General features: G+C 52.9%; 17 protein-coding genes and 1 pseudogene. 8 read left to right on the forward strand and 10 right to left on the reverse strand.

Translation table 11 applies throughout. The features are described 5' to 3' along the window. Nucleotides 1-180: 180 nt before the first annotated feature. A complete protein-coding gene (locus tag MK323_13200) occupies nt 181-1872 on the reverse strand; it encodes a 4Fe-4S binding protein (GenBank protein ID MCH2483107.1) in 1692 nt (563 codons plus the stop codon). Continuing rightward, nucleotides 1869-2408: pseudogene (locus MK323_13205) on the reverse strand (DUF3306 domain-containing protein). Before MK323_13205 ends, MK323_13200 begins: the two are co-directional and overlap by 4 nt. A 358-nt stretch (nt 2409-2766) precedes the next feature. On the opposite strand from MK323_13205, the gene MK323_13210 reads away from it, so the two are divergent. After that, nucleotides 2767-3660: a formate dehydrogenase accessory sulfurtransferase FdhD gene (locus MK323_13210; GenBank protein MCH2483108.1), complete on the forward strand. Its 894-nt coding sequence runs from the start codon at nt 2767-2769 to the stop codon at nt 3658-3660. A 5-nt stretch (nt 3661-3665) separates the two neighbouring features. Here the strand turns inward: MK323_13210 and MK323_13215 are convergent, their stop codons facing one another. The 6 genes from MK323_13215 to MK323_13240 form a co-directional block, all read right to left on the reverse strand. Next, nucleotides 3666-4460 carry an ATP-binding cassette domain-containing protein gene (locus MK323_13215; GenBank protein MCH2483109.1) on the reverse strand — a complete coding sequence of 265 codons (795 nt, stop codon included), beginning with the start codon at nt 4458-4460 and terminating at the stop codon, nt 3666-3668. A gap of 38 nt (nt 4461-4498) precedes the next feature. Beyond that, the gene (locus MK323_13220; GenBank protein ID MCH2483110.1) at nt 4499-4705 is read right to left on the reverse strand and encodes a DUF6494 family protein; all 207 of its coding nucleotides are present in this window, start codon (nt 4703-4705) and stop codon (nt 4499-4501) included. Nucleotides 4706-4845: 140 nt separating this feature from the next. Then, complete coding sequence (locus MK323_13225; protein MCH2483111.1) at nt 4846-5520, reverse strand: hypothetical protein; 675 nt, start codon at nt 5518-5520, stop codon at nt 4846-4848. Between the two features lie 167 nt (nt 5521-5687). Beyond that, the gene (locus MK323_13230) at nt 5688-6119 is read right to left on the reverse strand and encodes a VOC family protein (protein ID MCH2483112.1); all 432 of its coding nucleotides are present in this window, start codon (nt 6117-6119) and stop codon (nt 5688-5690) included. A gap of 159 nt (nt 6120-6278) precedes the next feature. Then, nucleotides 6279-7046, reverse strand: coding sequence for a short-chain dehydrogenase/reductase (locus MK323_13235; GenBank protein MCH2483113.1), 768 nt, complete (start codon nt 7044-7046; stop codon nt 6279-6281). Between the two features lie 108 nt (nt 7047-7154). Further along, nucleotides 7155-8183 (reverse strand): TauD/TfdA family dioxygenase, encoded by a 1029-nt coding sequence (locus MK323_13240; protein MCH2483114.1) that lies wholly within the window; start codon nt 8181-8183, stop codon nt 7155-7157. 425 nt (nt 8184-8608) lie between these two features. On the opposite strand from MK323_13240, the gene lexA reads away from it, so the two are divergent. From lexA to MK323_13265, 5 genes are all read left to right on the forward strand, one after another. After that, nucleotides 8609-9214 (forward strand): transcriptional repressor LexA, encoded by a 606-nt coding sequence (gene lexA, locus MK323_13245; protein MCH2483115.1) that lies wholly within the window; start codon nt 8609-8611, stop codon nt 9212-9214. Continuing rightward, complete coding sequence (gene imuA, locus MK323_13250; protein MCH2483116.1) at nt 9211-9864, forward strand: translesion DNA synthesis-associated protein ImuA; 654 nt, start codon at nt 9211-9213, stop codon at nt 9862-9864. Before lexA ends, imuA begins: the two co-directional genes overlap by 4 nt. 188 nt (nt 9865-10052) lie before the next feature. Continuing rightward, entirely contained in the window at nt 10053-11402 is a 1350-nt protein-coding gene (locus tag MK323_13255; protein MCH2483117.1) for a DNA polymerase Y family protein, read from the forward strand. Further along, nucleotides 11399-12508 (forward strand): phosphotransferase, encoded by a 1110-nt coding sequence (locus tag MK323_13260; protein MCH2483118.1) that lies wholly within the window; start codon nt 11399-11401, stop codon nt 12506-12508. Before MK323_13255 ends, MK323_13260 begins: the two co-directional genes overlap by 4 nt. Before the next feature lie 2 nt (nt 12509-12510). Beyond that, nucleotides 12511-12849 (forward strand): tRNA-binding protein, encoded by a 339-nt coding sequence (locus MK323_13265; protein ID MCH2483119.1) that lies wholly within the window; start codon nt 12511-12513, stop codon nt 12847-12849. Here the strand turns inward: MK323_13265 and MK323_13270 are convergent, their stop codons facing one another. Continuing rightward, nucleotides 12850-14646 (reverse strand): acyl-CoA dehydrogenase, encoded by a 1797-nt coding sequence (locus MK323_13270; protein ID MCH2483120.1) that lies wholly within the window; start codon nt 14644-14646, stop codon nt 12850-12852. A 124-nt stretch (nt 14647-14770) separates the two neighbouring features. On the opposite strand from MK323_13270, the gene MK323_13275 reads away from it, so the two are divergent. Then, nucleotides 14771-16054, forward strand: a complete 1284-nt coding sequence (locus tag MK323_13275) for a glycerate kinase (protein MCH2483121.1) — start codon at nt 14771-14773, stop codon at nt 16052-16054. A 48-nt stretch (nt 16055-16102) separates the two neighbouring features. After that, on the forward strand, nt 16103-16675 hold the full coding sequence (locus MK323_13280; protein MCH2483122.1) for a cob(I)yrinic acid a,c-diamide adenosyltransferase: 573 nt from the start codon (nt 16103-16105) through the stop codon (nt 16673-16675). Here MK323_13280 and ampD read toward each other — a convergent pair. Continuing rightward, nucleotides 16661-17233 (reverse strand): 1,6-anhydro-N-acetylmuramyl-L-alanine amidase AmpD, encoded by a 573-nt coding sequence (ampD, locus tag MK323_13285; protein MCH2483123.1) that lies wholly within the window; start codon nt 17231-17233, stop codon nt 16661-16663. The genes MK323_13280 and ampD overlap by 15 nt on opposite strands. Nucleotides 17234-17440 lie beyond the last annotated feature (207 nt).

The raw sequence follows: 17440 nt of genomic DNA on the forward strand, positions 1-17440 counted from the left end.
CAGAATAGTCTGATTGCCTAAGAGGGGGTTTTAGCTCATCGTTAACTCAAAGAGGAGACGATGATGACGGACAATGCATTGCACTTTGGCTTTTGCAACACTAAATATCTTAAATTCTTACAGTATCAAAGAATCAATCACTTACTGGCTGCAATTCACGCAAACTTACGCATAATTTATTCAGAACATCGCCTTGACCCGGCAATCTTCGCACCGGTGCAGTGATTTCAGGCCATCTCCCTGAAACATCCGGTGCCCTTTAAGCTTTTCCTCCATTTTGGCCACCATACTCTGAGTTGTGAACGGCTTGCCACAATCTATACAGTGAAAAGGTGACTCCTCGTTTACGGTTCGAGCCCGCATTCTTTGTTCAGCGTTAAGCAACAAGCGCGCATGCAGTGAAATTGCACCTTCCGGGCAGGCACGTTCACAAATTCCGCATTGAACACAATTCCATTCCAGAAACGTCAATCTGGGACTTTCCTTATCATCGCCCATTGCCCCGGAAGGACAAACTGATACACAGGCCATACAAAGCGTACACGCATCGGTATCGATATCCACCGTACCGAACGGGGAACCGTTGGGAAGATCAACAACATCTTTGCTGACATTTGCTGTTTGAATCAGATGATCAAACGCAAATCGAAGTACGACCCGTTTCTCGTCTAGCCCGCCATAAGTGGCAGCGAGCGCAATCCCATTGGCCGGGTCTACCGCCAGGCTGTCCGGATTGGAGAGGTGCTCGACATCTATCAGGCGAACGCAAGTGCCCGAATAGCCCAGCCCTTCCAGTAGCACGCCTGCCAGCTTGACCTGTGACTCCAGTGCGGTCAGTGTGGAAGGTGGTGTGTGCGTTGTTGTCACAATCATGACAGACCGTGCACCGTAAGCAAGTGCTGACAGCCAGACTTCAATACCTGTTGAACCCGTTTCCTCGATCCGCCAAGGAATAATATCAGCAGCCATATTACCAACCGCATCCTCAACTGCACTGCCGGCATGTTCACTGGCGAACAGCAATAACGCGGCGGCTTTATCTGTAGCTTCACGAAAGCTACTGAGCAGTCGTCGTAGACTGTCTAATGTACGGGTCAGGTTGGGATAGGCGTAGGTCATCGCACCCGTCGGACACACCGCAGCGCACGACCCCAAACCGTGACACAGGTAAGGATCTACCGCGATACGTTCAGCCAGAGAGGTGAGCGATCCTGTCGGACAAGCATCGATGCACTGGGTACAACCCACTATCCCGCGTTCACCGTGGGCGCAGATGTCGGAGTTGTATTGCACATAACGCGGTTTTTCAAAGGTCCCATTAAGGTCGGGTATATCCAATAGTGCCTGATCAAGTCTCGATGAATCCCCAGCCGGCGCAAAATAGCCCGGTGGCAACAATTCGGTTCTGAGCAACGGATCTCGAGCAAGGTCAAGGACTATGTCGATTCCGCCACCCGCCAGATTCATGGCCTTCGCTAACTCCACCTCTTTCTGACCTCGCTCAATAATCACCTCGAAGTTACCCAGATGACCATATATTTGTTTCGGTTTGCCAAAAACAACTGGGACATCCTGGCCGGCAACTTGACGCTTCTCGTAACCTGTCGGTGGGGACGACGTATTGTCGATGGCGTCTGTCGCGAGTACGAAACAGGTCACAGACCCGACAAGACTCTCAGCCACCGACAACGCAGAGGGTTCCGGACCGATGATCAGAACCAGGCCGGCTGAAGTGTACGAAACCAGCGATGTGGGCTCTGCGCTGCCTTTCAGCCCGTGCAGCAGAGCTGTGCGCCGCGCCTGCGCCAATTGATTTTCCCCGGGCAGATCAAAACCGAGATAGTCGATGATTGCTGTGTCTGAATCAGTCATCCGGGTTTGACACCTTCGCTATCCCTTGCGCCATTGCTGGCAGTCTTATCTGTTTCTTCTTCGGTCTGCGCTATCCTGGCATCATTGGGGGATGTTTTGATGTCACCGCACTGATCATCATTGCCTACAACCTGGTCCTCCGCCGGGGTTTGCCCGGGTGCAAGGCTTTCCCCGTCTGCAGCAAGCGCCTCCTGGGCCCGCTGCGCCTCAAGCTCCGCCCTATGCCACATATCGGCTATCATAACGTCGCCCAATGGCTCAAAAACGGTAAAATCTTCATCGTAGTCGTCCAATCCATCTCGCACGTTGAAAGCCGCAAGATGAAACATCTTGCGTAGGGCTTACTTGCGCAGCACCTTGCTGACTTCAGGGGAAAGAAAACTACTGAAATCATTGTCTTCGCCGAGTGTGTCCAATGGCGGCATGTCAGCATCAGTCAATGGATTTTCAGCAGCCTCCTCCGAATCGACGTCAGCGGCTACTTGATCCCTACCCTGTTCTTGACCGGAACTGTCCAGTTCACCCTCGCGGGACATCTGTTTGCAGTTCGACCAGTGCCTGAAAAAACTATGTGGCTCGTCTTCCATGGACACCCTATCACCCTCCCTGCAAGGGACGGCGAACTCGATGTCAAATCCACCATAAAGGTATTGCCAAATACCGTCATCTTCACGGATCAGTGTCGATTCCGTTTCGCCGCCATTGTGATTTCCGCCGATAACACCCACTACTGACCAACTGTCAGCCAGCCCCGGTTTGTCATGAAACGATTTTCGCTCCACAATAACAGACACTTAAAACCGTGTAGGTCCCGGGGTTTTGATGGTTGCAAGGTTTGCCATAGACCATCACTATACTGGTCAAGACAGAAGCACTCAATTGTGACGAGTAAAGATGGGACGACAGCAAACAGATCTTGGTCAACCGCCGACAGTTCATCGACCTATTTTGTCGAACGAAGGACTGCCTGCAACATACCCCGTCGAAGCGCGAGACGAGTACGGCGACCGACGCGATCTGCGTGTAGCTGGAGAGTTTCCTCTGACCATCAAAGTTGATGGGCGTGAAGTCGTGACTTTAATGACGCTGGGCACCTACCCGGAGAAACTCACACTGGGATATCTGCGCAACCAGCGACTTATCGACCACATCGAAGAGATCGCAGAGGTTAGAGTCGACTGGGAGCGGGAAACCGCTGATGTCATCACAACGCACGGTGAGGGCATCACTAACTTACAGGAAAAAATCTCCAGCCGTATTGTCACCAGTGGCTGTGGTCAGGGTACCATATTCAGTTGCACCCTCGACAAACTCTACGACACTCGTCTGCCTCGTGTTGAGATACTTCAGTCCACCATCTATGCACTACTGAAGACGATCAGTAGTTATAACGAAGTTTACCGCGCTGCCGGCGCAGTACATGGTTGTGCATTGTGTGACGGTGCACAGATCCTCTATTTTGTTGAAGATGTCGGTCGACACAATGCGACCGATACCATTGCCGGAGAGATGTGGCTGGAAGGACTTGAGGGAAATGACAAGCTCTTCTACACCACCGGCCGGCTCACGTCTGAGATTGTGATGAAAGCAGCTCATATGGGTATTCCCATTCTGGTATCCCGTTCCGGAATTACCTACATGGGTATGGAGCTCGCTCAGGATCTCGGCGTAACGCTGATCGCACGCGCCAAGGGGCGCCACTTTCTCGTCTACAACGGTGAAGACTCCTTGGAGTACGATGACAAACCAGAACGCCGATCAGCCGCAGGGGAAAAAGCAGCGGTTTAAACCCTTCAAGCTGGCGTCGCTTGGTACCAGCCATCCGATTCGATCAGATTGATCGACTCCCCAAACAACAAACTCAGCGACTGACTGGACAACACCACACGCTTGTGACCATCAGCTGTAATCCTGCCGGCATCTAATAGAACGACACGCTCAATCTCGGGTGGAATTTCGTGGATATGATGGGTCACCAACACCACGGTTCGTCCATGTAAAATCAACCGACGCAAAGTCTTGAGATAATTAAACGTGGCCGCAAGGTCCAGACCACTGGTCGGCTCATCGAGCAAAAGACTGTTGGGTTGGTTGACCAGGGCACGGCCAAGCAGCAACCGCCTTTGCTGACCGGTCGACAAAGTCTCATAACGGCGCTCTGCCAGGTCCTCAATTTCCAATTCATGCAGTGTCGCCCGAGCCATCTCCTGTTGGCTGGTGGCATATTCCTGGTGGCCCCACACACCGACGCTAGCGTAAAAGCCCGAAAGCACTACCTCAAGTCCGCTGGCCCGACCGGCATACTCGAATTGGAGGTCACTCGAAATAATACCCAGCTGTGTGCGCAGGGACCAGATATCGCCACGCGCCTGCCCCAGAATGCGTACGTACGCACCGTTACGCTGGACAGGATAGAGCTCCCGGGTAAGCAGCTTCAACAGTGTGGTCTTACCGGACCCATTGGGTCCCAGGATCGCGGTACTGCGACCTTGTTCCAGAACCAGATCCAGGTGGTCAAATACTTTTGTGACACCCCGGAATACCGTGGCATCGCGTATTTCTATCAAAGGCGGCCTGAACTCAGTCACGAACTATACCTGTGGGATCAGACCTATTCCCGAACTACTCAGCTCAGCTTAATCGTATCTTCTATGGTGACATCAATGCCCACCGCTGGAACCTGCAGCACAACGCGAGCTGTCAGCGTTTCCGTCGCGTCGAGCGTATCTGCGCTGATAGCCGAACGTACGGCCTGTTCGATTTCGCGCTGTGACTGGATACCCACTTTTTTCAAGAACTTTCGCAGCTGAATATTAAAAACTTCTTCGTCCATCTCAAACCTCGCCTGACTAGTAGAACCAAGAGGATAACCCACTTTTTCGGTGAACATCCAGTGGGAAGCCGTAGCAGATAGTGTAACGCCAGGGACTGGTCTGCTGGGTCAATCAGCCTGTGGTCTGACCCAAAGCTGGTTCAGACTGCCTTGTTGACAGGGTCAAGGCCCAGTTCAACACGACCGAACTCGGCCCCGTTAATATCAAAAATAACCTGAATCTGACTTCCGGCTGCGTGTATATCGCGGAAACGCCGTTGAAATGGGTTGCTTAGAAACTTCCCTGCCGCACCGATTACCGATTGCAGTAGCTGCACGGTCTTGACACAGTTTGTGCGGCATAGGCACCGTCGCGCCGCCACGCGCACCTTTGTTGCCACATCAGGTTGAAATCCAGCGGCGACAATACGTTCTGCTTCGCGTATGTTATCCAGTGCAAGTACCCACGCTGCTTGAATCAACACCCCGGCTTCGGCCACTTTCATTTGAATCTGCGTTTGCTCTACCAGCTTAGCAGCGCTAGCCGTCGAGCGCCGTTCACGAATCTCACTGACATAATCGTCGTAAGCACCCTGTGCAATCCCCACCATAGGCCCGATCAGAAGATGGGGAAACAAACCCAATACCGGCAGCTGATAGAGCAGCCCGGGTACGTGGGGCGTCCCAGGCGTCGGACCGCCACGTGTTTCTTTGGGTTCGAGCGTCATATAGTCCGCAACAAAGACTGCGTCACACTGTACGTCGCGGCTGCCGGTACCAACAAGACCCGTCACCTGCCAGGTGTCGATCTCGTCGAACTGGTCCCTAGGGACCACCAGCCACAGCGGGCGCCTGGATGGATTGTGCGGGTGTCTTCAACCAAATCGGCCCGCTCTGCCAACTTTGGTATCATGGCGATCGCCCGCTCGATCATCTCCTCACGCCTTGGAACTGCGGACACTGCGGCGGTTACTTCCGACATGGCTAGACGAACTGCGACAATTTACGCAGCCGCCTGCTCCTCACCCCAGTAGTTGAGTTCGATCGTGATGCCATTGGGATCTTCAATAAACACCTGGAACAGGTTCATACTCGGGATGTCACGCTCACGATACTCGTACCCGTTCTCCTTCAGGCGCGACATCAACAGTTTAGGGTCCTTGGCGCGAAATGCAATGTGGTCGAATGCACCCGACCCCGTCAGTGCGTCGGCACTCGTTTCACCTCCAAGATAAGACGCAAGACCGGAAGAATCGTTAGGATCCACACCAATAATATGTACCACAGCGACCCCATCCACATACAGCCACGCGCCGGGAAATGGAAAATCGGGACGATCTCCGTCTACCATACCGAGGATATTGACGTAGAAGTCCCGCGTTTCATCAAGTTTGACTGTCCGAATTGAACAGTGATCCAGCGAGCTAAGGCTCATAATTTTCCTCCTCTTGCCTGTAAACAGCACAAGCATAAACGTTTCGTTTAACCAGATGCCATGTTATCTACTCGATTCTTATCACCAAGCCAATGTGCTCCGCCACGGGCCGCATGCTTAGGCTAGCAAGCAAATTGCCAACGCACAATGATAGCGGACTCACCGCACACTGCTTCCGCCATCGACCGTAAACACAGTACCCGTGGTGTTACCGGACAGATCAGATGCCAGAAAAGCAGTAAGATCCGCAATGTGTTGCGGGTCGCCTGGTGCAAAAACAGGATCGATCAGTTCCTCCCAACGATTTTCATCACCCAAGCTCGCTTCGGCCTGAGCCTTAAGAATTGTCACAAGCCTCTCTGTCCGGATCAGACCTGGATTGATTGCCACAACCCGTATTCCGTCGCTTAAGCTGTGGCTGCCGAGACCGCGTGTAATCGCCATCAAAGATGCGTTGCCGCCTGCACCTGCAATATATCCTGGACTTGGCCTTTCGCCTGCTGCACCGATGATATTGATGATCACGCCATGGCCAGCGTCTCGCATGCGATCATAGACCAGGCGACATGTATTGATATAGCCGAAAACTTTAAGGTCCCATGCCTGTCGCCACGTCGCCTCATCGACCCGGTCGATACCGCCACCAGGAATGGCCCCAGCATTGTTTACCAGGATGTCAATGGTACCTACGTATTTGGCAAACAGTTGATCGACATTGGCGCTGACAGATAAATCCAGCGCAGAGAATCCAGCATCCACGCCGTATTTGTCTTTCAGTTCATCGACTGCTGTATCGAGCGCTGTCACAGTTCGGGCAACCAAGTGGACATTGACACCTTCCGCTGCAAATCGCTCTGCAACAGCCCGCCCGATACCTTTGGAAGCACCAGTAATCACAGCCGACCGACCACGGATATTAAGATCCATTGTGAGCTCCTTAATAGTTCTTAGATTTTAGGACATATTTAGGACATACGGGGTAATCCAGGGGGCAGGACAATGACCATCAACCGACCTGCCAAAACGCGTTACGCATCAAAACCGTTTCGTGACACCACCTCGCCTGCCTGAGTTGAGCTGATCAGCAAACTCAGGCGCCAAAGGCCTGGGCTGGTGTGAACTCAGCCAGACCCGCCACAACAGGCGTTTCCGGCCCTTGTCGGCATCATCCATGAATGATTCGCGGGAGTGAAATATGACACGGTTATTTAGGACTTGGATGTCACCCGCGCGAAATTCCATGGTCACTCGAAACTCGTTCTGCTCTGAAACCTGCTGTATATACTCAATGGCCGCCTGACTCAAAGGGTCCAGACCGCCACCCAATTTCTCTGCGCCGAGTTCGATCTGTCGCTTGTTAAACCGGGCGGACAGCTTACCATCGAAGTAACTGAACACCGGAATACGGTGAACGCTCAATTGTTTGTCTTCAGTCCCTTTGCCCACCAGGTCCAGGAAAAAGCCACGGCTGAGGGTTTCGACAAAATCAGGTCGAGACGCCGCAATTTCGTTGTATACGGCCAGGGCACTGACCACAGCACTGCCACCGCCCTGCTGGGCAGGACGCACACACATCAGGGCCACATGATCACAACTGTCGGTATGAGGAGAAATCTCTACTGCCGTCCTGTGCGCCCGAATGTTGTATCGGTAGGGGTCCTCTCCAGGAAACACCTCTCCATGGTCCGTAACATCGCTCATCAGTTCTCCATATGTATTCTGAGAAATCCCTGTACCGAGATGTGAGCAGATACCCCAGTACATAATCCTCAGAAACTGCGGGTCATAACGATCTACATCCAGCCCTCTTAACAAAAAGAACCCGCGTCCATGCTCCAGAATGGTCAACTGATCCGCAAGAACAGAACCCAATGTGGGCAACGCAAACGCGTCCTGACCAAAACCCGGGGCATCTATAGCGGATGACACGATCCGCTCTGCGGCCGATTCCAGTTCCATGATATGGCTGTCCGTCAGCTGGACGGTCCAGCTCGACTCATCCGGGAAAGCCGCTGATTTCCAGACCGCAGGATCGCTGACACGAGGCGGGGGCTTTACTGTCATAACCGTTTCACAACAGGCATCTGCTAACTCCAGTCGACTTCAGAACACGGCAGCGGCCGGACACCCGCCTATCCTATCAGTAACCTGAATCGCTGTAGCAGACTTGCCCCTAAGCCACACCGCCGACAGTGTCGGCTTGATCTCCGGCCGAAGACATTATGCTTTCAAAACACATGAACAGCGCTATGAAGATGTCCTGTCGGAGAAGGTATCCTGATAGACCATCCTGGGCCACCTTGAGGTCCTGAAAGCCATGTCTCTTCGCTGCGTCGTGCTGTCCGCACGGCTGCCGGACTCTGCGTATCACCCTGATTATGGGCATCTGACATGACCCAGGTGGTACTGGACAGGGCTATCCGATAACTGTATATAATTACAGTATCGACAAGCGTGGTGCTGACTTCTAAAACCGGTAACAGACCCCCATGACGCAAACATTGACAACCCGACAACTACAGGTACTGGAGTGCATCCAGGCATTTTTTCAGCACACCGGTATGCCACCAACTCGTGCAGAGATCGCAAAACAGCTTGGTTTCCGTTCGGCCAACGCGGCCGAGGAACATCTGCGGGTACTGGCACGTAAGGGCGCAATCGAACTGCGCACCGGAACTTCGCGGGGCATCCGACTGTTGGCACCGACAGGAATACCAGTGATCGGTGAAGTGGCTGCCGGCAGTCCTATCCTTGCCAGCGAACATATTGAAGATCATTACACCCTGCCTGATCGACTTTTCCAGCCCAAAGCACATTATCTACTTCGAGTACGGGGCATGAGCATGCGCGATGCCGGCATTCTCAATCATGATCTGCTGGCAGTACACCGCAGCAGGGTAGCTGAAAACGGCCAGATCATAGTGGCACGACTAGAGGACGAAGTCACCGTGAAGCAGTTTCGTCAGCGTGGAAATGTAGTCACCCTATTACCGCATAATCCTGACTTTGAGCCGATTCGGGTAGACCTGAGGAAAGATACCTTCGCTATTGAGGGCATAGGCGTTGGGGTGATCCGTAGCGGCAACCTGCCGTGAGTCTTGAGTCCTGTCTGAATCGGCGGGATATCTGGCGAGGGAACCGGTCCACTATCACAACCCGTACCGTGATACCAACGGGATTTGATAAATTGGACCAGTGCCTGCCTGGCGGCGGCTGGCCGCTGGGCGCAATGACCGAGGTTTTGGTTAAAGACATCAACCACAGCCCCTTGTGGCTGATGGCGCCTGCATTGTCTGTACTGAGCAAGCAGGCACGCTGGCAGACCTGGATAGCACCCCCCCACATCCCCTTTGCACCGGCCCTGAACGACAATGGTATAGAACTGTCGCGGACACTTTTGGTCCGACCCAGCAAACAGCAGGATGCCTTATGGGCAGCAGAAGAATCTCTCCGATCCGGCAGTTGCAGTGTGGTTTTGTTCTGGGCTCAACACCTTGACCGAACCTCTCTACGCCGCCTCCAACTGGCTGCCGAACACGGCCAGGCCTGGATGATCTGCTTCTGCACTGACCATACTGCGGATTCCCATACCAGTGCCGCCCTGCGCGTTCAGTGCCAACCGCACCCAGACGGCACTCAGCTGAACATACTTAAGTGCCGAGGCGGCCGTTCAGTGAATAACCTGATGCTGTCACGGCACATTCCTGTTCAACATATACCGTCCGATATGAGTTGTTGCCCGTGAATCAGCGTTCAAACACCTGTGTTGTACCGGAAAGTCCAACCTCGAGAACTCTCTTTTCCGTCCCGTATCTTCCTCCCCAAAACCCCTCACCAGCAGGGCCATCTAACAAACTTCCGCTCTGGCTGGCCCTATATTTTCCGAAACTTCCTCTTGAAGTTGTCACTAACCTCGCTGAAAACACACCAGCGGTGGCTTTTGAACAGCAAAGACAGGCTTATCGGATCACCACTGTCAATGATGCCGCAGACCAGGCCAGTATTCACCCAGGCATGACACTGGCTGCGGCTCGGGCCATGGCCCCGCAACTCAGAACGTTCCCCCGTGACCGGATGTTGGAAAAACAGGCACTGGAAAAACTGGCCAGCCGGGCAACCCGCTGGACACCTGCTATTGTCATTCGCAAGGACTGTCTGCTGATGGAGATCGGAGGCAGCCTTAAACTCTATGGTGGACTTCAGTCCCTGTTGATATCGGTAGACAGCTGGATCCAGACTGAAGCCCATCGATTCCAGACAGCTGTCACTCCGACACCTGCAAGTGCGGTATTGAGTGCCCGCGCAGGTCGAACGTTGTGTATCACTGACCGCAGCCAGCTTATATCTCACCTGCGCGACCTGCCCATCGAATGGCTAAATCTTGAGTGCCGCCAAAGCGATCTGCTAAACCGGCTCGGCATCCACGAAATCGGAGATTTACTACGCCTTTCACGGCATGATCTTGCCCGGCGACTCAATCCAGCTGTGCTCAATCAACTGGATCAGATCGTCGGCCGAACAGCTGATCCCCAGTTATTTTATAAACCTCCACTGGCATTCTACGAAGATGTAGCACTTATGCAGGATACCGACTCAATCGAGTTCCTGCTTCCAGCTATAGAACATCTGCTGAACACCATGGATGTACAGTTAAAACATTCCTGTGCAGCAGCCAACCACCTTAACTGGATTCTTACAGATGACCATGGGTACTCCTTGGATATACCCGTGCAGATGTCCTGTCCCCACCGAGAGACTCAAGTGTTTCTAAAGCTATCCCGGCTTGCATTTGAAGCGGTACAACTGAAGCGGCCAGTTACACACCTGGCGCTCAAAGCAAAACTTTTGATATCGATCCCGGAAGATAATGATGTCCTACTGGCAGACAACTGCAATCTCTCAGGCGATCCAACAGTATTGCTCGACAGTCTTCAGAACCGTCTTGGCTTCAAAGCTGTTCAGGGCATACGGCTCAACCCAGATCATCGTCCGGAGAGATCCTGGATGCCTTGCCCCCCTGGAGAGCCTGGGCCTACATTTCGATCTTTTCCTCGGCCACTGTGGTTACTTCATCGACCCAGGCACATGGATATAAAACACGGTCAACCCTGTCTCCAGGGAAAACCATTGTTACTGGATAAGCAGGTCGAACGAATCAGCAGTGGCTGGTGGGATAAAAATCCGGTAAAACGTGACTACTATCTGGCTTCAAATAACCAACTACGAGCCTGGATTTTCCGCGACCTCGGAAGTGGTCAATGGTACCTGCATGGTATCTTTTGACAGACACCAACCCGTATGACGGTCAGGCCACTACAGAAATGATGCTCAACGACGAAAGACAGGCCCAGCGTCGCACTTTTCTTCAGCAGCACGGTCTTGACGAGCGGTCACTGGTACCCCTCATCCAGGATGCCTCATTCCGTCGATATTTCCGTCTATCGGACCCGGACAAACCTATTCTGCTTATGGACGCACCGCCGGAACTCGAAGATGTAGGGCAATTCGCCAAAATCGCCCACCACCTCACCGCAATAGGACTCAAAGCACCTGAAATCATCTATTTTAATAAAGAATACGGCTTCCTTTTGCTGGAGGACTTTGGCGATGACACTTTTACCCGTCTGATTGCAGCTGATACAGACGACATCTCACTTTATCCTCTCGCTGTCGACGTGCTGATTGCCTTGCACAGTCACCCAAACGCCGGTGCAATCGACCTTCCCCTATATGACCGTAACCTCTTCATCCAAGAAGCGCTGCTCCTGCCCGACTGGTATGCGCCGGTAATTCGCAACAACGCCACCAACGCCGAGATGCGCCACAGCTACATGTCGATCTGGCAGGAGATCCTAGAGGGTCTTCCCGAACCTGCCCATTCACTCGTACTAAGAGATTTCCACGTTGACAACCTGATGCGGGTTCCCCCGGGAACCGGGATTTCAGGCTGTGGACTGCTTGACTTCCAAGACGCTGTGATCGGACCGATGGCCTACGACCTGGTCTCTTTACTGGAGGATGCACGGCATGATATCGACCCAGTTCTGGTCGAGTCGATGATACGGCGGTACCACGAAGCTATGCCTTTGCTGGAGATTGAAAACTTTAGGATCTGGTATCGCGTATTAGGGGCACAGCGACACTGCAAGGTAGCAGGGATATTTTTCCGTCTTCTGCTCCGGGACGACAAACCACACTACGTCATACACATACCGAGAGTTATGCAACTGCTGGAGCAAAATCTCAGTGCACCTGAATTGTTGCCGCTGCGGCAATGGCTGGATCACTGGCTTCCAGAACGTAACCAGCCCCTGCCAGACTTCGAAACAGCCGCAATTCGTCAACTCATTGGAGTCGATGATCCAGAATCACAACCACCGCGGGCATGATCATGAAAACAATCAACTGGCAGGAATTTGAACAAGTCGATCTTCGGATCGGCACAGTCATTGAAGCAAGAATTTTTCCCGAAGCCCTAAAGCCGGCTTACATCCTCCATGTTGATTTCGGGCCAGAAGTAGGCATGCTTAAATCCAGCGCGCAGATCACTGATCTTTATACACCAGATGATCTGGTCGGAAAGCAGGTTCTCGGTGTAGTCAATTTTCCAAAAAAACAGATTGGCCCGATTAGGTCTGAATTCTTGATCACCGGCTTTACCCAGGCTGATGGATCTGTTGTGCTGGCACAACCTGAACAACCCGTTGCCAACGGCCTCAAACTCGCCTGATCAGATGTACTGTGCGGCTGCCAGTACGGTATCCGATCCCGAAATTATTGCCTGGTAATGGGCTTCGCTTTCCGGCAGCACCTGCTCACTGTAATGTCGGCAGGTGAGTAATTTGCTCCTATAGAAATCCTGATTGCCCTCATACGTTGTCAAATGGCGAGCCGCTACACCCGCAGCCCTTGCCATTTGCCAGCCCCCTGCAACGATACCCCACAGCATGAGATAGTGAAAGGATGATGCGTAGGGTCGTCTGGGATCCTGGGTACCTGCTTCAAGAATCCAGTCCGTCGCGCCTGAAAGTCGATCAAGTGACGTAGACACATTCGTACAAATTACTTTCAGCGCGTCGGACTCACCAGGGTTAATCTGCATAAGATCTGTACGTGCTTGTTTAATTAATTCGTAAATAACCTCACCACCATCACGAAGAAGTTTTCGACCCACCAGATCAGCCGCCTGAATCCCGGTAGTGCCTTCGTAAATCGTGGTGATGCGGGCGTCGCGGTAATGTTGAGCCGCACCGGTTTCTTCGATAAACCCCATGCCACCGTGAACCTGCAAGGCCACACCGGTAACCTGGTTGCCCACTTCACTGCTCCAACCCTTAACGATGGGAATCAGTACGTCTAAACGCCGTTGGGCCTTTGCTCTGGCCTGTTCGTCCGGGTGCCGGATGGAACAATCCATTGCCTGCGCCGCGTACATGCTGACTGCTCGCATAGCCTCCACACGACTCTTCATATCGATCATCATGCGGGCGACATCCGGGTGAGCAATTATGGTGACTCGCTTGCCACTCGGATCACCTACCGCCCGCCCCTGAACTCGTTCAATCACAAAATTTCGAGCACGCTGGTAAGCGCGTTCAGCAACAGCGTAACCCTCGACACCAACAGCATGTCTCGCCATGTTCATCATGATGAACATGTACTCGAGTCCCCTATTTTTGTCACCGATAAGATACGCAGTTGCACCACCTTGATCGCCGTATGCCATTAGCGCAGTGGGACTGCCGTGGATGCCGAGTTTGTGCTCGAGAGACACACATCGCAGATCGTTTCGCTCGCCAGGTTCGCCCTGTGCATCCGGTATGAATTTCGGTACGATAAATAGCGAAATACCTTTTACGCCTTCGGGTGCGTCTGGTGTTCGAGCCAGCACAAGATGCACGATATTAGAGGTGAGATCGTGCTCACCGTAGGTAATATAGATTTTCTGACCGCTCAGGAGATAGTGTCCGTCGTCGTCTGTCGGTATGGCGCTTGCCCTGATCGCACTGAGATCAGACCCAGCCTGTGGCTCAGTCAGATTCATCGTTCCAGCCCACTCACCAGACACGAGTTTAGTCAGATAGATTCGTTTCTGTTCCTCACTGCCCTGCAATGAGATTGCCTCGGCAGCAGAGTTTGTCAGCAACGGACAGAGTCCGAATGACATATTTGCGGCATCCCACATTTCCTGTACAGCTACAGCCAATACTCGAGGCAGACCCTGACCACCGTATTCAGGGTCAAAAATGAGTGCCGTCCAGCCACCCTCCGCAAACTTCTGGTATGCAGCTCTCCATTCCGTAGAGGTCGTTACCACTCCGTCTTTTACGGTGGGTGCCTCCACGTCTCCACGCCTGTTCAGCGGAGCGAGCACTTCCGAGGCCAGTTTCCCGGCTTCATTCAGCACTGCGTCGACTACATCTGAGGTGGCCTCTTCGTATCCCGGCATCGCGCGAATCCCTTCCAGATCAACAAGTTCGTTAAGGACAAACTTAAGGTCATCAACAGGTGCGGCATAATTAGGCATATTGATTCTCCATCATCCACATCTATGGGCACTCCAACTGAGATAATTCTAGTTTCACGACAAGGTAAACACCAACACATTGAGCAAAGGTTGTAACCTGCGAGTTCAACAGCACCTGCACTAAATGAATGTTTCAGTCAAAGATGATCCGCGCCAGTTGATGCAGGCCCTGTTTTCCGTCGCTGTCGCCAGCGCAGCCCCCGGAAGGCTGATGGACCGTAACCTAATACCGGACCAATCCACCGGTCGAACAGTGGTTATTGGCGCCGGAAAAGCTGCCGCATCCATGGCGCAGGCTCTAGAGGCGTGCTGTCCTGGACCGCTGTCTGGTGTGGTACTCACCCCATACGGACATGCGAAAGCCTGTAATGAAATCGAAGTTCTTGAAGCCGGCCACCCCATACCTGACGCGTCAGGCATACGTGGCGCAAAAAGAATGCTGGATATTGCAGTGTCGCTTGATGAAGACGACCTAATGCTGTGTCTGCTTTCCGGAGGCGGGTCTGCTCTACTGACACTGCCAATTGCGGAACTTAGCTTGGCAGAAAAACAACAGATAAACCAGCAGTTGCTGGAATCCGGTGCCGACATCTCCCAGATCAACTGCGTGCGTAAACATCTTTCACAGATCAAAGGCGGCCGTCTTGCCGAAGCCGCATGGCCCGGAAGTACGTTTACCCTCTTAATCTCAGATGTAGCCGGTGATGATCCGACCGTAATAGCGTCCGGTCCAACAGTTGCGGATCGCAGCAACTGTGCCGACGCGCTGTCAATCATTGACCGGTACGGTATTGAGTTGAATGACCAAGTTCGAAACCTGCTTTCCAATAGATCTTTGGAAACCCCGAAACCCGGCACAGCCAAGCTGGCACGCTCTAGCCACCGTATTATCGGGTCACCTGAACTGGGCTTGTGTGCTGCAGCGGCATACGGACGTGAAAAAGGGTTCGAAATACACAACCTGGGTGACCGGGTGGCTGGAGAATCCCGGCAGGTGGGAGTGAAACATGCCCGGATGTTGCACGATATGATTAAGACCAACACTGACAATATCCCACTGCTCCTACTGTCCGGCGGTGAAACAACAGTTACCGTCAGGGGTCCCGGCCGTGGTGGACCAAACCGGGAGTACCTCCTGGCCGCTGCCCAGGCCTTAAACGGATTGCCGGGTACCTGGGGTATCGCCTGTGATACCGATGGGTTAGACGGCAGCCATGATGCGGCTGGAGCCGTGATCAGTCCTGATACGCTAGCGCGTGCCGCAGCGTTGGGACTCGACGCTGAGAAAATGCTCTCTGAAAATGATGCGGGCACGTTTTTCTCGGCGTTGGATGATGCGGTAGTAACAGGACCGACCTGTACTAATATCAACGATTTTCGTGCTTTACTGTATGTTCCTCCCGCCTAAATCGCGTACTATTGAATTCCAGTAGCACATGAACAACATGCTAAAGCCATGGGCAATCGACTGACAAAGATCTACACACGGACCGGTGACTCCGGGGAGACGGGGCTCGGTGATGGTAGTCGTATTGCTAAAACAGCACCCCGGGTGGAGGCCATGGGAAACGCTGATGAACTTAATAGCCTTCTCGGCATTTTGATAGACGAGCCACTGCCAGCACCGATTACCGAGTGCCTGTTCAACGTCCAGCACACATTGTTCGACATCGGTGGGGAACTCAGCATACCCGGTCACACTCTGGTTAAACCGGAACGGGTCGTCTATTTGGAAAACACGCTTGACCAGTTGAACAAGGATCTGCCGCCGTTAAAGGATTTCATCCTGCCAGGCGGCGCACGATCTGCAGCCGTTTGTCACCTGGCCAGAAGCGTCTGTCGAAGACTGGAGCGCAGTCTTTTTGCGGTAGACGATCAGCACTCGGTCACTGCCGTCACACTGCAGTATGTCAATCGACTGTCAGACCTGCTGTTCGTGATTGCGCGGACCCTCAACCGTGAAGCTGGCGAACCAGATCTACTCTGGGATCACGATCGCCGAAGTAAGGCTGATTCAACCGGGTCCTAGTTTCTCCCGGAAACGGAGCCAGTCAAAGTGCGGCCCGGGATCGGTCTTACGTCCCGGTGCAATATCGCTATGTCCGACTATCCTATCCAGCGTAATCGCTGGATAGGTATTCATCAGCAATCGTGTCAACACCGTAAGGGATTCGTACTGGGTAGATTCAAACGAACTGTTCTCCATCCCCTCAAGTTCTATCCCAATAGAGAAATCGTTTACCGCATTTCTTCCTTTGAATTCCGAATCCCCGGCATGCCAGGCTCTGCGCGCAACTGGTACGAACTGCAGAATTTCACCACCACGTCGTACCAGAAAATGACTGGATACCTTGAGGTGGTATATGCTCTCAAAATAAGGATGGTCTGCCGCCTGGATGCGGTTCAGGAAAAAATCAATAATGCCGTCACCGCCGTACTCACCGGGCGGCAAGCTGATGGTATGAATAACCACCGTATCGATCTCCACATTCTCCGGTCGATCATCACAGTTTGGTGAAGGAACAAAGTCGTACGCAACGCCGTCGAGCAGGTGGCCTACCCGATCACTCCCTGATGCGCTGTTCATGACGCTTTTGCCTGTCTGATTTCTTGAAGACTGAAAATTCGTTTCCGGCCCAATATTTTTTAGACGCTAATATTAGCCGAGTCGGCAGATAAATATACGGGGTCTGCAGGCGCAGTATCTCGATATTTAGCTCAAATAATTGATCAGGTCTTAGCCCCAGACGGCTAAACCCCGCCGCAGCGGGGTTTAGCCGTTAATACGCTATCA

Source organism: Gammaproteobacteria bacterium (genome assembly GCA_022450155.1).
In the GTDB taxonomy this organism is placed as follows: domain Bacteria; phylum Pseudomonadota; class Gammaproteobacteria; order Arenicellales; family UBA868; genus REDSEA-S09-B13.

Coding starts and splice junctions, on each gene's coding strand:
- MK323_13200 (MCH2483107.1), bottom strand. CDS start 1,872: ATGACTGATTCAGACACAGCAATCATCGACTATCTCGGTTTTGATCTG.
- MK323_13210 (MCH2483108.1), top strand. CDS start 2,767: ATGGGACGACAGCAAACAGATCTTGGTCAACCGCCGACAGTTCATCGA.
- MK323_13220 (MCH2483110.1), bottom strand. CDS start 4,705: ATGGACGAAGAAGTTTTTAATATTCAGCTGCGAAAGTTCTTGAAAAAA.
- MK323_13230 (MCH2483112.1), bottom strand. CDS start 6,119: ATGAGCCTTAGCTCGCTGGATCACTGTTCAATTCGGACAGTCAAACTT.
- MK323_13235 (MCH2483113.1), bottom strand. CDS start 7,046: ATGGATCTTAATATCCGTGGTCGGTCGGCTGTGATTACTGGTGCTTCC.
- MK323_13240 (MCH2483114.1), bottom strand. CDS start 8,183: ATGACAGTAAAGCCCCCGCCTCGTGTCAGCGATCCTGCGGTCTGGAAA.
- lexA (MCH2483115.1), top strand. CDS start 8,609: ATGACGCAAACATTGACAACCCGACAACTACAGGTACTGGAGTGCATC.
- MK323_13265 (MCH2483119.1), top strand. CDS start 12,511: ATGAAAACAATCAACTGGCAGGAATTTGAACAAGTCGATCTTCGGATC.
- MK323_13270 (MCH2483120.1), bottom strand. CDS start 14,646: ATGCCTAATTATGCCGCACCTGTTGATGACCTTAAGTTTGTCCTTAAC.
- MK323_13275 (MCH2483121.1), top strand. CDS start 14,771: ATGAATGTTTCAGTCAAAGATGATCCGCGCCAGTTGATGCAGGCCCTG.
- MK323_13280 (MCH2483122.1), top strand. CDS start 16,103: ATGGGCAATCGACTGACAAAGATCTACACACGGACCGGTGACTCCGGG.
- ampD (MCH2483123.1), bottom strand. CDS start 17,233: ATGAACAGCGCATCAGGGAGTGATCGGGTAGGCCACCTGCTCGACGGC.